The organism is Enterobacter sp. 22452 (assembly GCF_052045065.1).
GTDB classification, from domain to species: domain Bacteria; phylum Pseudomonadota; class Gammaproteobacteria; order Enterobacterales; family Enterobacteriaceae; genus Enterobacter; species Enterobacter mori.
In genome coordinates, this window is the sequence record NZ_JBQEOB010000001.1 from 917,979 (window position 1) to 931,543 (window position 13,565).

Genomic DNA, 13,565 nt, shown 5'->3' on the forward strand with positions numbered 1-13,565 from the left:
AGAGTCTCTTATGGATATACCAACAGTATTGGGGCATATCACTGATACGCAATGTCTTTATTATCCTCGATCGTTTTGCATTAGCAAATCGTAAGCGTATGGGCGGCAATTCGCCCCCGAAAAGGGGGCGGAGAGGGCATCAACGGGTGGCGGTTGATGGGGAGAGCGTAGCGGGTGGGGAGAAAAAGAGATCGCCAAAGAGAGAGGTGGAAATCTTGCGTATGCCAAGCCCTACAAGGGTGCAGACCAGCAGGCTGGCGAACGGGTAGACCAGAATCAGCGTTAACTCGGCCCACACCGGCCAGTACCCGGCATTCATTTCACCAATCAGGCACAGGCTAAAAGCCTCTATCAAAATGCGATGCGTGGTGTAAATCGCAATGGTATTCGAACCCACCACATTCAGCAGGTTTCCTGGATGGACGGCATAACGTTGCTCAACGCTGTAGAAAAGCTTCATGATCAGCACAATCGACAGCAGTGAGAGCGGGAGAGGAACGTTTGCAAACCACAGCACCACGGATACCGCCCCGAACGCGACCAGCGCCAGCCAGATGCGACCTATTTCCAGCCCCTTCATCCAGGCCATAAGCTGGGCACCGTACCACGCGCCCAGGCTGTAGTAGATCATATTACGCACGACGCTGTTCATTCCCCACCACGGCAGCGGCAGGAAGTTAATGGCAATGCTCGCCAGCGCCAGCAGGCCCAGAACTGGCAGCTTCCAGCGGCTCAGCAGTTTGCACAGGGTGAAATAGACCACCAGGGCATACAGATACCACAGGCTGGTGCTGGCAGTGAGCATACCCAGAATAAAGCCCGAGACAGAGTCGGCGTAGGCCGCATTCGAGGACGTTGCCAGTTCACGTTCCGGTGCGAGCCAGGCATTAAGGTGGGTCAGCGCCTGCCACTGAAGTATTCCCCATAGCGCCAGCACCCAGACGATGCTCCAGATGCGCTTGTCGAGGCTGGTGCGCCAGTCTACTTCATCAATGTATCGGCGGATCAGAAAGCCGGAGATAAAGAAGAACACCGGCATGCGGAACGGTGCGAGATACAGGTTAAAATAGACCCAGCATTTGGCGAGAAGCCCTGACAGCGGATGCTGCAGCCCGCTGAGATGAGGATAAAAGGTGATGACCGAGTGGTAAATCACCACCAGGCAGATGCACAGCCCCTTTATCTGATTAATCCATAATGCTTTTTGTTTCATCGGTAACCAATACCTGTTTTGCCATAAACGAACGGGCAATTGTTCTAAAACGACAGCGAGATGTAACGGGTAACTGTCTGTATCGGGACGTTTTTCGGAAAAGGTGGAGGGTGTGCAAAGAAGAAACCGAAAGTACCACCCTGATTTATCTGAGTTTTTCGGAAAAATGATTACCAAAGCTTACGGTTTCAGTCATTTACGCTTAACGGATTCGCTTATATACTCGTGGGTCTGCTATCAGCAAACAGACGGATTTCATGTATCAACCTGTCGCACTCTTCATAGGCTTACGTTACATGCGTGGGCGCGCCGCGGACCGCTTCGGTCGCTTTGTCTCCTGGCTTTCGACTATTGGCATTACGCTTGGCGTGATGGCACTGGTGACGGTGCTTTCCGTCATGAACGGCTTTGAGCGTGAGCTGCAAAACAATATCCTGGGGCTGATGCCGCAGGCCGTTCTCTCCTCAACCAACGGTTCCGTGAACCCGCAACAGCTGCCGGAAAGCGCAGCGAAGTTACAGGGTGTCACGCGCGTTGCGCCATTAACCACCGGCGATGTCGTGTTGCAAAGCGCCCGCAGCGTGGCGGTCGGCGTCATGCTGGGGATTGATCCTGCCCAAAAGGACCCGTTGACGCCGTATCTGGTTAACGTGAAGCAATCCGATCTGCAGCCCGGTAAATACAATGTCATCCTCGGCGAACAGCTTGCCGGACAGCTCGGCGTCAACCGTGGTGACCAGCTGCGCGTGATGGTACCTTCTGCCAGCCAGTTTACGCCGATGGGGCGCCTGCCAAGCCAGCGCCTGTTCAACGTGATAGGTACTTTTGCCGCCAACAGCGAAGTCGACGGCTATCAGATGCTGGTTAACATCCAGGATGCGTCGCGCCTGATGCGCTACCCGGCGGGAAACATTACCGGCTGGCGCCTGTGGCTCGATCAGCCGCTCAAGGTCGATACCCTCAGCCAGCAAACGCTGCCGGAAGGTACCAAATGGCAGGACTGGCGTGACCGTAAAGGCGAACTGTTCCAGGCCGTTCGCATGGAAAAAAACATGATGGGGCTGCTGCTGAGCCTGATCGTCGCCGTAGCGGCATTTAACATCATCACCTCGCTGGGCCTGATGGTGATGGAGAAGCAGGGCGAAGTCGCCATTCTGCAAACCCAGGGGCTCACGCCGCGCCAGATCATGGCGGTCTTTATGGTCCAGGGGGCAAGCGCAGGCATCATCGGCGCGCTGCTCGGCGCCGTGCTGGGCGCGCTGCTTGCCAGCCAGCTGAATAACCTAATGCCGATCATCGGCGCGCTGCTTGATGGCGCGGCGCTGCCGGTGGCTATCGAGCCGCTGCAGGTGGTCGGTATTGCGCTGGCCGCGATGGCCATTGCGCTGCTTTCTACGCTTTATCCTTCCTGGCGCGCTGCCGCCACTCAACCCGCTGAGGCTTTACGTTATGAATAAGATCCTGTTGCAATGCGACAACCTGTCCAAACGCTATCAGGAAGGCACTGTGCAGACCGACGTGCTGCACAATGTGAGCTTCAGCGTGGGTGAAGGCGAGATGATGGCGATTGTCGGCAGCTCCGGCTCAGGCAAAAGTACGCTGCTGCATCTGCTGGGCGGGCTGGATACGCCAACCGAAGGTGACGTGATCTTCTCCGGCCAGCCGATGAGCAAGATGTCCTCCGCGGCGAAGGCCGAGCTGCGTAACCGCGAGCTGGGTTTTATCTACCAGTTCCACCACCTGCTGCCGGACTTCACGGCGCTGGAAAACGTGGCAATGCCGCTGCTGATTGGCAAAAAGAAACCGGCAGAAATTAACGCCCGCGCCAGCGACATGCTGAAAGCGGTAGGGTTGGGCCATCGCGGGAACCACCGTCCCTCAGAGCTTTCCGGCGGCGAGCGCCAGCGCGTGGCGATTGCCCGTGCGCTGGTGAACAATCCGCGTCTGGTGTTGGCGGATGAACCTACCGGTAACCTGGATGCGCGCAATGCTGACAGTATTTTCCAGCTTCTGGGCGAGCTGAACGCCTCGCAGGGCACCGCGTTTCTGGTGGTGACCCACGATCTGCAGCTGGCAAAACGCATGGGTCGCCAGCTTGAGATGCGCGACGGCCATCTGAACGCGGAACTGACCCTGATGGGAGCAGAGTAATGGCGTCACCGTTATCGCTACTCATCGGTTTACGTTTTAGTCGTGGTCGCCGTCGCGGCGGCATGGTGTCGCTCATCTCCGTGATCTCCACCGTGGGTATCGCGCTCGGGGTGGCGGTATTGATCGTGGGCTTAAGCGCCATGAACGGCTTCGAGCGTGAGCTGAATAACCGCATTCTGGCGGTGGTACCGCACGGGGAGATCGAGCCGGTTAACCAGCCGTGGACGAACTGGAGCGATGCGCTCACAAAAGTCGAAAAAGTGCCGGGCATTGCCGCGGCCGCGCCCTACATCAACTTTACCGGGCTGGTGGAGAGCGGGGTAAACCTGCGCGCCATTCAGGTGAAAGGTGTCAACCCCGCCCAGGAGGAGCGTCTCAGCGCGCTGCCGCAATTTGTGCAGAACGGCGCGTGGGCCAACTTTAAGGCTGGCGAGCAGCAGATCATCATGGGCAAAGGCGTTGCCGATGCTCTGAAGGTGAAGCAGGGCGACTGGGTCTCGATCATGATCCCGAACGCCAGCGCCGACCACAAACTGCAGCAGCCTAAGCGCGTGCGCCTGCACGTTGCCGGCATTCTTCAGCTGAGCGGGCAGCTCGATCACAGCTTCGCCATGGTGCCGATGGAAGACGCGCGCCAGTATCTCGACATGGGCGACAGCGTGACGGGCATTGCCATTAAGGTGAACGACGTCTTTAACGCCAACAAACTTGTGCGTGATGCGGGCAGCGTGACCAATAACTATGTCTACATCAAAAGCTGGATCGGCACTTACGGGTATATGTACCGTGATATCCAGATGATCCGCGCCATTATGTATCTGGCGATGGTGCTGGTGATTGGTGTAGCGTGCTTTAATATCGTCTCGACGCTGGTGATGGCGGTCAAGGATAAGAGCGGTGACATCGCCGTGCTGCGTACCCTCGGGGCGAAAGACGGCCTTATTCGCGCCATCTTCGTCTGGTACGGTTTGCTTGCGGGGCTGTTCGGCAGCCTGTGCGGCGTGGTGATTGGCGTGGTGGTTTCCCTGCAGCTGACCCCAATCATCAACGGAATTGAAAAGCTGATTGGCCACCAGTTCCTGTCGGGTGATATCTATTTTATTGACTTCCTGCCGTCTGAACTGCACTGGCTGGATGTTTTTTATGTGCTGGTTACAGCACTTTTACTGAGTCTGCTGGCAAGCTGGTATCCGGCGCGTCGCGCAAGCCGAATTGATCCGGCGAGGGTACTAAGTGGCCAGTAATTTCGTCATGGTTTAGCGGTCTTTAGGCCGCTGGATCAAGCAGAGGAATGCATCATGTATTACGGATTTGATATTGGCGGCACCAAGATTGCGTTCGGCGTGTTTGATAAAGACCTCAAACTGCAGTGGGAAACCCGCGTTCCCACGCCGCGCGAAAGCTACGATGAATTTTTAACCGCCATTGCCGCGCTGGTGGCGCAAGCCGATGAACGCTTTGGCGTGAAAGGCAGCGTCGGCATTGGGATTCCGGGCATGCCCGAAACCGACGATGGCACGCTGTATGCCGCCAACGTGCCTGCCGCCAGCGGTAAACCGCTGCGCGCCGATCTCTCTGTCCTCCTTGAACGCGACGTGCGTTTAGATAACGATGCCAACTGTTTTGCCCTCTCCGAAGCCTGGGATGATGAGTTCCGTCAGTACCCACTGGTGATGGGGCTGATCCTCGGTACCGGCGTCGGCGGTGGGATTGTGATCAACGGTAAGCCGATCACCGGGCGCAGTTACATCACCGGCGAGTTTGGTCACATCCGTCTGCCGGTGGACGCGCTGGAGGTCGTTGGGCGTGATTTTCCGCTCATCCGCTGCGGCTGCGGCCAGCACGGCTGTATTGAGAACACACTCTCCGGCCGCGGGTTTGCATGGCTTTACGAACACTTCTATCATCAGAAACTTGAAGCCCCCCAAATCATTACCCTGTGGGAGCAAGGGGATGCGCAGGCGCGTGAGCACGTCGAGCGCTATCTTGATCTGCTGGCGGTGTGTCTGGGAAATATTCTCACCATCGTCGACCCGGATCTGCTGGTGATTGGGGGAGGGCTATCAAACTTTACTGCGATTACGGAACAGCTGTCCGGGCGTTTGCCCCGACATTTATTGCCGGTCGCCCGCGTGCCGCGTATTGAACGCGCGCGACACGGGGACGCGGGAGGCATGCGCGGAGCCGCATTCCTTCATCTCACCGATTAGTCTACGAGGTTTCTATGCTGTCGCGTCGCCAGGGTCGACTCAGCCGTTTTCGCAAAAACAAACGCCGCTTGCGTGAGCGCTTGCGCCAGCGGATCTTTTTCAGAGACAGAATGATGCCAGAAGCGATGGATAAACCCAGAGTGGTGGTGCTGACCGGCGCGGGGATCTCCGCCGAGTCAGGAATTCGAACCTTCCGCGCGGCGGACGGGCTGTGGGAAGAGCACCGTGTCGAGGACGTGGCGACGCCGGAAGGTTTCGCTCGCGATCCGGACCTGGTGCAGGCGTTTTATAACGCCCGTCGTCGTCAGCTTCAGCAGCCTGAGATTGCGCCGAATGCGGCGCATCTGGCGCTGGCTAAGCTGGAAGAGGCACTGGGGGATCGTTTTCTGCTGGTGACACAGAATATCGATAACCTGCACGAGCGGGCGGGTAGCAAAAACATCATCCACATGCACGGCGAGCTGCTCAAGGTTCGCTGCGCCTGGAGCGGTCAGGTGCTGGACTGGAAAGAGGACGTGCTGCCGGAAGACAAATGCCATTGCTGTCAGTTTCCTGCGCGTTTACGCCCGCACGTGGTGTGGTTCGGCGAAATGCCGCTGGGCATGGATGAGATCTACAGCGCGCTGGCGATGGCGGACGTGTTCATTGCCATCGGCACGTCCGGGCACGTCTATCCGGCGGCGGGATTTGTTCACGAGGCTAAACTCCAGGGCGCGCATACGGTAGAGCTTAATCTGGAGCCGAGCCAGGTGGGCAGTGAGTTTGAAGAGAAACACTATGGCCTGGCAAGTGAAGTGGTGCCAGCTTTTGTGGATAAACTCCTGAAGGGGCTGTAGTTGTGACGGGCGACATCGCGTCGCCCGTCACATCTCAACGACCTGCTTTTAACTTCTGATAATACTCTTCATAAAGACGGCTCGCGTCACCCACGTCGTTCTGCCATTCGCCTTTGCTGACGGTGTCAGCATCAGGGTACAGCGATTTATCATTCGCGACTTCAGGGCTTAACAGCTTGCGTGCAGCCAGATTTGGCGTCGGGTAGCCGATGGTTTCAGCCACCTGCTTCGCCACGTCGGGGCGCAGCAGGAAGTTAATCAGCTTCAACGCGCCGTCCACGTTTTTCGCGTTGGCCGGAATCGACAGGCTGTCCATCCAGAAGATCCCGCCTTCTTTCGGCCAGACGACCTCCAGCGGCGTACCGGCCTGGCGGGCAACATACGCGGAGCCGTTCCACACCATCCCCAGATTCACTTCGCCTTCCATGTACGGGTTTGCCGGGTTATCAGAGTTGAATGCCGCCACGTTAGGCATCAGCTTTTTCAGCTCGTTGTAGGCCGCTTCGATCTCTTTCGGATCGGTGGTGTTACCGGAATAGCCGAGTTTACGCAGCGCTATCTGGAACACCTCACGCGCATCGTCGGTTAACAGCAGGCTACCTTTGTATTCCGGTTTCCACAGATCGGCCCAGCCTGTAACCGTTTTCGGATCGATGGCATCGCTGTTCACGCCAATCGCTGTCGCACCCCAGATGTAAGGAATGGAGTAGTCGTTATTGGGATCGAACGGTTTGTTAAGCATCTCCGGATCAAGGTTTGAAAAATGGGTTAGCTTCGTTTTATCGATCTTCTGGATCATGCCCTCTTTGCGCATTTTGTCGACAAAGTAGGTGGAAGGAACGACCAGATCGTACGCGCCGTCTTTGTAGGTTTTCAGCTTGGCGTACATGGTTTCATTCGACTCATAGGTCGAGTAGATCACCTTGATGCCCGTCTCTTTGGTGAACTGTTCCAGTAGCCCTGGCGGCACGTATTCGGTCCAGTTGTAGAAGTAGAGCGTTTTGCTGTCATCAGCGTGCGCGGCACCCATGCCAAGCACCAGCGCCGCAGCGGCGAGCATTTTTTTCATTTCATTGTCCCCTGAGATTTTGTTTTATCACGAGCAATAACCTGGCTGGCAATCACCAGAACCAGTGACAACACCAGCAGAATGGTCGCCAGCGCGTTCACCTCCGGTGAGACGCCGACTTTCACCATTGAATAGATCTTCAACGGCAGAATTTCATAGCTCGGCCCGGTCACGAAGGAGGAGACCACCACGTCATCCATCGACAGAGTAAAGCTGAGCAACCATCCGGCCGCCACGGCAGGCATTGCCAGCGGCAGGATGATTTTACGCAGGATGGTCATCTCGCTGGCGCCCAGATCTTTCGCCGCCTCCAGCATACGCACGTCGAACCCTTTAAGACGCGCAAAGACGGTCACCACCACAAACGGCAGGCAGAAGGTGATATGCGAGAACAGCAGCGACCAGAAGCCAAGCTGTACGCCCAGCAGCATAAACAGCACCAGCAGCGAAATGGCCATGACGATATCCGGTGACATCATCACTACAAACAGCATGCCGCTGACGAAGGGTTTGCCGCGAAAGCGGTAGCGGTAGAGCGCGACGGCGGTGAGGGAGCCAATCAGCGTCGCGAAGGTGGCAGAGACGATCGCCATCGTCAGCGAGTGCTGAGCGGCCTGCAGCAGGCTGTCGTTGTTCATCAGCAGGCTGTACCAGTTGGTGGTAAAGCCCTGCCAGTTAATCCCGAACCGCGAGCTGTTGAATGAGTTCACGATCAAAATTACGATCGGGATATAGAGCCAGGCATAAATGGCGGTCATGAAACCGCCGCGAAGCAGTCGACCGATCATTCTAGCTCCACCTTTTTATTCAGCAGGCGCGAGGCGCGCCAGTAGACCAGCAGCATCAGGCCCATCACCACCGTCAGCGTAATGCTGGTGGCCGAGCCGAACGGCCAGTCGCGGATGTTCAGGAACTGGCTCTTGATGACGTTACCAATCAGCAGGTTTTTCGCACCGCCCATCAGATCCGACACATAGAACAAGCCCATCGCCGGGAGCATCACCAGCAGACAGCCTGCAATAATACCGGGCATCGTCAGCGGAATAATGATGCGGATAAAAGTCTGCAGCTTACTGGCACCCAGATCTCTTGCCGCTTCCAGCAGCGGTTTATCCAGCTTCTCGATGCTGGAGTAGAGCGGCATCACCATAAACGGCAGCAGGATATAAACCAGGCCGACAATCACCGCGCTCGGGGTGAACATAATACGGATTGGCGTATCAATCACCCCCAGCCACAGCAGAAACTCGTTGAGATAGCCTTTAGTGCTCAGGAAGATTTTCAGCCCGTAGATGCGGATTAACGAGTTGGTCCAGAAGGGAACAATCAGTAAAAACAGCAGCAGCGGACGCACCTTTTGCGGCAGGCCCGCGAGGAACCATGCGAAAGGATAACCCAGCACCAGACAGGCGAGGGTGGCAATCAGCGCCATATTGAGCGAGTGCAGCAGCACGTCAAAATAGAGCGGGTCGAGCAGGCGCGCGTAGTTGTCCAGCGTAAAGACCAGCGAAACGAAGTTAGCGTCGTCGCGGGTCAGGAAGCTGGTAGCAACGATCATCAGGTTGGGTAAAAAGACAAACAGCACAAGCCAACCGACGATCGTGGCGATCACCACATTCTGGAATTTACTTGTGTTCTTCATCAGCCAGCACAACCTCCCAGCTTTCTACCCAGTTGATAACCATTTTCTGGTCGAGAGAGTGGTCGAAGTCAGGGTCATCCTCGTTAAAGAACTCGCTGACCATCACCATCTTGCCGTTTTCCAGCTCAACAACGGACTCCAGCGTCATCCCTTTGTAGTTGCGCTCGCGGATATAGCCGATTAACCCTTCGGCCTCGGTATTGCCATGAATTTCCTCGACGCGCAGATCTTCCGGGCGCAGCAGGACGTTAAGCTTTTGTCCCTTTTCAACGGGGAAATTCACCGCGATAGTGCACTCACGGCCTTCAACGCTGGCGCGCACGCGCTGGTCGTCGAGGCGTTCAATCACCGTGGCGTCGAAGATATTGATCTCACCGATGAAGCTGGCGACAAACAGATTCTTCGGCTCTTCGTAGATTTCGCGCGGCGTGCCGTCCTGCTCGATTTTTCCGTCACGCATCACCACGATGCGGTCGGACATGGTCAGGGCTTCTTCCTGGTCATGGGTCACAAAAACAAAGGTAATGCCCAGCTTACGCTGTAAGGCTTTCAATTCGTTCTGCATCTGCTTGCGCAGCTTGTAATCCAGCGCGGAGAGGGATTCATCCAGCAGGAGCAGACGCGGCTTGTTGACCACGGCGCGGGCGATGGCCACGCGCTGCTGCTGACCGCCGGAAAGCTGATGGGGTTTACGCTGGGCGAACTCTTCCAGTTGCACCATCCGCAGGGCTTCGGTGACGCGCGGTGGGATTTCAGTGGCAGGTGTTTTCTGCATCCGCAGGCCAAACGCGACGTTCTCAAACACGGTCATGTGCGGGAACAGGGCGTAGCTCTGAAAGACGGTATTGACGTGTCTGTCTTCTGCGGGAACCTGGGTAATATCCTGGTTCTCAAGATGGATATGGCCGTTATCAACGCTTTCAAGCCCGGCGATAAGGCGCAGTACGGTGGTTTTGCCGCAGCCAGAGGGGCCAAGCAGCGTCAGAAACTCACCGTCGTTGATGGTGAGAGTGAGGTCGGAAATAACGTCTTTACCATCAAAGTTTTTACGAATTCGTTCCAGTTGCACCAGCGGTGAACGTGAACGGGATTGTGTATTCAATTTTTGCGCTGTCCCATATAGACGCCTCAGGCAGCAGACCGAAGCGGGGTTTGTGTGTAACCACCTTGGTGACTCGTAATGAGGGCGGACATTCTACGGCAATCCCCTGCAATCGCCAATCCTTGTCACTGATTCATAAGCTACATTTATAAACACAGCATGACATAAACGAAAAAAGTTCTCGTTTGCGGGATAAAAGTGACCTGACGCAATATTTGCGTTTTGATGCTTATTGATAATGTTGTCACAAAAAGTGAGGGTGACTGCATGGATAAATTACTTGAGCGTTTTTTACAGTACGTTTCGCTGGATACCCAATCTAAACCGGGTGTTCGCCAGGTGCCGAGCACCGAAGGCCAGTGGAAGTTATTAAATCTGCTTAAAGAGCAGCTTGACGCCATGGGGCTGGTCAACGTCACGTTAAGCGAGAAAGGCACTGTGATGGGAACGCTGCCTGCCAATGTCGACGGGGATATCCCGGCGATTGGCTTTATCTCCCATGTCGACACCTCTCCGGATTTTAGCGGTAAACATGTGAACCCGCAGATTGTTGAAAACTACCGCGGCGGGGATATCGCGCTGGGTATTGGCGATGAAGTGCTCTCGCCGGTGATGTTCCCGGTATTGCATCAGCTGCTGGGCCAGACGCTGATCACCACTGACGGCAAAACGCTGCTGGGTGCGGATGACAAGGCGGGCATTGCGGAGATCATGACGGCGCTGGCGGTGCTGAAAGGCAAAAATATCCCGCACGGAGATATCCGCGTGGCCTTTACGCCGGATGAAGAGGTGGGCAAGGGCGCAAAACATTTCGATGTCGAGGCCTTCAATGCGAAGTGGGCCTATACCGTTGACGGCGGCGGTGTCGGTGAACTCGAGTATGAGAACTTCAACGCTGCGTCGGTGACGATCAAGATTGTGGGGAACAACGTTCACCCAGGCTCCGCGAAAGGTGTGATGGTAAATGCGCTGTCGCTGGCGTCGCGTATTCATGCCGAGGTTCCGGCGGAAGAGAGCCCTGAAATGACGGAAGGGTATGAAGGTTTCTATCACCTGACCAGCATCAAAGGCACCGTGGACAGCGCGCAGATGCACTACATCGTTCGCGATTTCGACCGTAAGGCCTTTGAGGCGCGCAAACGTAAGATGATGGAGATCGCCAAGAAGGTGGGGAAAGGGTTACACCCTGATTGCTATATTGAGCTGATCATAGAAGACAGCTATTACAATATGCGTGAGAAGGTGATGGAGCATCCTCATATCCTCGACATCGCTCAGCAGGCCATGCGCGACTGTGACATTGAACCGCAGCTGAAGCCGATTCGCGGTGGTACTGATGGCTCGCAATTGTCGTTTATGGGATTACCTTGCCCGAACCTGTTTACCGGCGGGTATAACTACCACGGCAAGCATGAGTTTGTGACGCTGGAAGGAATGGAAAAAGCGGTGAAGGTGATTGTGCGGATAGCTGAACTGACGGCAAAACGCTGAGAAAACGCCCGGTGGCGCTTCGCTTACCGGGCCTACGGGAGCACGCTTTTGTAGGCCGGGTAAGGCGCAGCCGCCACCCGGCTTTTAGGCAAGGAGCGCCAATGTCAAACTATCGTCGCCATTACGTCCCAGGCGGTACCTGGTTTTTCACCGTCAACCTGCAAAACCGCCAGAGCGATTTGCTTACACGTCATATCGACAGCCTGCGTGCTGCCACCTCTATGGTTAAACGCGCGAAGCCCTTTACCATAAACGCCTGGGTTATCCTTCCCGAACATATGCACTGTATCTGGACCCTACCGGAAGGCGACAGCGACTTTTCGGCCCGCTGGCGGGATATTAAAAAAACGTTTAGCCGCAACATCGACATGCGCCACATATGGCAGCCGCGTTTCTGGGAGCACACCATTCGCAATGAACAGGATTACCGGCGGCATGTGGATTACGTCTATATCAATCCGCTGAAGCATGGCTTCGTCAGTAAGGTTCGCGACTGGCCGTATTCAACGTTTCATCGGGACGTACGGGAAGGGTTATACCCAGAGGATTGGGCCGGAGAGATCGAGGATTTTGCGGCAGGTGAGCGGAAGTAAAAAGCCGGGTGGCGGCTACGCCTTACCCGGCCTACATTCTGATCGTAGGCCCGGTAAGCGAAGCGCCACCGGGCATTACAGCGACTTAGTCCTCAAAAAACCAATACCCGCTGTTCACCAGCGCGGCAAGCATGGCGAGGAAGGAAGGATCCTCCAGCGCGTCGCCAAAGGTATCGGCCGTCAACACCAGGCGGCTTGCAATGGCCTCCAGCGCCGGACGATGCGGAGAGTCCAGCTTTTCGCCGTTTACGAAGACATCTTCACCAATCCGCAGCACGCGTAACCCACCAAGGCGAACCAGCTTGTCACCCTGTTGCAGGGCATCATAAATCTCATCGGCCTGATACGGTGGCTCCGGCGGCGCAACGTCCAGCTCGTGGCGTGACTGGCTGACAAACTCACCAAACCACTGTTTGAAATGTTCCGGCTCGTTGATCAAATCCAGCATCATGCCGCGCAGCTTATCAAGCTCTTCCGGCAGGATGTCAGCAGGGTGTTCACGCGATGGCACGTCCGGGTCGCTGTAGCGGTAGCTGCCCAGCTCGCGCTGCAGAACATAGTCAGCGAAGCCGCTGATCATTTCGCGACCGCTTGGCGCGCGGAACCCCACGGAGTAGTTGAGCGAGTTTTCCAGGGAGTAACCTTCGTGCGGGAATCCCGGCGGAATGTAGAGAATATCACCCGGCTCCAGCTCTTCGTCGATGATCCCTTCAAACGGGTCAACCTGAAGCAGGTCCGGATGCGGGCAGTGCTGTTTCATCGGCACTTTGTCACCCACGCGCCAGCGACGGCGGCCGGTACCCTGAATGATAAACACGTCGTACTGATCCAGATGCGGGCCAACGCCGCCACCGGGAACGGAGAAGGAGATCATCAGATCGTCCATTCGCCAGTCGGGCAGGGCGCGGAACGGGCGCATTAAGGCAGCGGTAGGCTCATGCCAGTTGTTGACCGCCTGCACCAGTAAAGACCAGTTATTTTCGCCCAGGTGATCGTAGCTTTCAAAAGGACCGTGGCTGACCTGCCATTTTCCATCCTGGTGGCTCACCAGGCGGCTGTCGACTTCATTTTCCATGGCCAGGCCGGCCAGCTCATCAGGGGAGATAGGGTCGACAAAATTGCTGAACCCGCGTTTGAGAACCACCGGGCGTTTTTGCCAGTAGCGCTCGATAAACTCGGGCCAGTTAAGTGCTAAGTGATATTCCATATTTTTTTATTCCGCAGGCTCTTATTGAGTCGGATTATAACGGAAGCTCAG

General features: G+C 56.1%; 13 protein-coding genes. 7 read left to right on the plus strand and 6 right to left on the minus strand.

Features of this window, described 5'->3' with window-relative positions:
* Positions 1-139: 139 nt before the first annotated feature.
* Positions 140-1,213: an acyltransferase family protein gene (locus ACTJJA_RS04405; protein ID WP_440666386.1), complete on the minus strand. Its 1,074-nt coding sequence runs from the start codon at positions 1,211-1,213 to the stop codon at positions 140-142.
* Between the two features lie 257 nt (positions 1,214-1,470).
* Here ACTJJA_RS04405 and lolC point away from each other — a divergent pair, with 257 nt between their 5' ends.
* Genes lolC through cobB form a run of 5 tightly spaced genes read left to right on the plus strand, consistent with a single transcriptional unit; the run spans position 1,471 to position 6,410 of the window.
* The gene (gene lolC, locus ACTJJA_RS04410) at positions 1,471-2,670 is read left to right on the plus strand and encodes a lipoprotein-releasing ABC transporter permease subunit LolC (protein ID WP_108418024.1); all 1,200 of its coding nucleotides are present in this window, start codon (positions 1,471-1,473) and stop codon (positions 2,668-2,670) included.
* Positions 2,663-3,364 (plus strand): lipoprotein-releasing ABC transporter ATP-binding protein LolD, encoded by a 702-nt coding sequence (gene lolD, locus ACTJJA_RS04415; protein ID WP_010429765.1) that lies wholly within the window; start codon positions 2,663-2,665, stop codon positions 3,362-3,364. The genes lolC and lolD overlap by 8 nt, the downstream gene beginning before the upstream one ends.
* Positions 3,364-4,608: a lipoprotein-releasing ABC transporter permease subunit LolE gene (gene lolE / locus ACTJJA_RS04420; RefSeq protein ID WP_325826961.1), complete on the plus strand. Its 1,245-nt coding sequence runs from the start codon at positions 3,364-3,366 to the stop codon at positions 4,606-4,608. The genes lolD and lolE overlap by 1 nt, the downstream gene beginning before the upstream one ends.
* A 54-nt stretch (positions 4,609-4,662) precedes the next feature.
* Positions 4,663-5,574, plus strand: coding sequence for an N-acetylglucosamine kinase (gene nagK / locus ACTJJA_RS04425; RefSeq protein ID WP_440666388.1), 912 nt, complete (start codon positions 4,663-4,665; stop codon positions 5,572-5,574).
* Positions 5,575-5,588: 14 nt separating this feature from the next.
* Positions 5,589-6,410, plus strand: coding sequence for a Sir2 family NAD+-dependent deacetylase (cobB, locus tag ACTJJA_RS04430; protein WP_440666390.1), 822 nt, complete (start codon positions 5,589-5,591; stop codon positions 6,408-6,410).
* 34 nt (positions 6,411-6,444) lie between these two features.
* Here cobB and potD read toward each other — a convergent pair whose 3' ends face one another.
* The 4 genes from potD to potA are packed head-to-tail and all read right to left on the minus strand — an operon-like array spanning position 6,445 to position 10,253.
* Positions 6,445-7,479, minus strand: a complete 1,035-nt coding sequence (gene potD, locus ACTJJA_RS04435) for a spermidine/putrescine ABC transporter substrate-binding protein PotD (protein ID WP_100167025.1) — start codon at positions 7,477-7,479, stop codon at positions 6,445-6,447.
* Positions 7,476-8,267: a spermidine/putrescine ABC transporter permease PotC gene (gene potC / locus ACTJJA_RS04440; RefSeq protein ID WP_042718888.1), complete on the minus strand. Its 792-nt coding sequence runs from the start codon at positions 8,265-8,267 to the stop codon at positions 7,476-7,478. Before potC ends, potD begins: the two co-directional genes overlap by 4 nt.
* Positions 8,264-9,121: a spermidine/putrescine ABC transporter permease PotB gene (potB, locus tag ACTJJA_RS04445; protein WP_042718889.1), complete on the minus strand. Its 858-nt coding sequence runs from the start codon at positions 9,119-9,121 to the stop codon at positions 8,264-8,266. The genes potC and potB overlap by 4 nt, the downstream gene beginning before the upstream one ends.
* Entirely contained in the window at positions 9,105-10,253 is a 1,149-nt protein-coding gene (gene potA / locus ACTJJA_RS04450; protein ID WP_325827622.1) for a spermidine/putrescine ABC transporter ATP-binding protein PotA, read from the minus strand. The genes potB and potA overlap by 17 nt, the downstream gene beginning before the upstream one ends.
* Positions 10,254-10,490: 237 nt before the next feature.
* Between potA and pepT the strand changes: the two genes are divergently transcribed.
* Positions 10,491-11,714, plus strand: a complete 1,224-nt coding sequence (gene pepT, locus ACTJJA_RS04455) for a peptidase T (protein WP_010429790.1) — start codon at positions 10,491-10,493, stop codon at positions 11,712-11,714.
* Between the two features lie 101 nt (positions 11,715-11,815).
* Positions 11,816-12,307 carry an REP-associated tyrosine transposase gene (locus tag ACTJJA_RS04460; RefSeq protein ID WP_440666393.1) on the plus strand — a complete coding sequence of 164 codons (492 nt, stop codon included), beginning with the start codon at positions 11,816-11,818 and terminating at the stop codon, positions 12,305-12,307.
* An 85-nt stretch (positions 12,308-12,392) separates the two neighbouring features.
* Here the strand turns inward: ACTJJA_RS04460 and ACTJJA_RS04465 are convergent, their stop codons facing one another.
* On the minus strand, positions 12,393-13,514 hold the full coding sequence (locus ACTJJA_RS04465) for a ribosomal protein uL16 3-hydroxylase (protein ID WP_440666395.1): 1,122 nt from the start codon (positions 13,512-13,514) through the stop codon (positions 12,393-12,395).
* Positions 13,515-13,565: the final 51 nt, after the last annotated feature.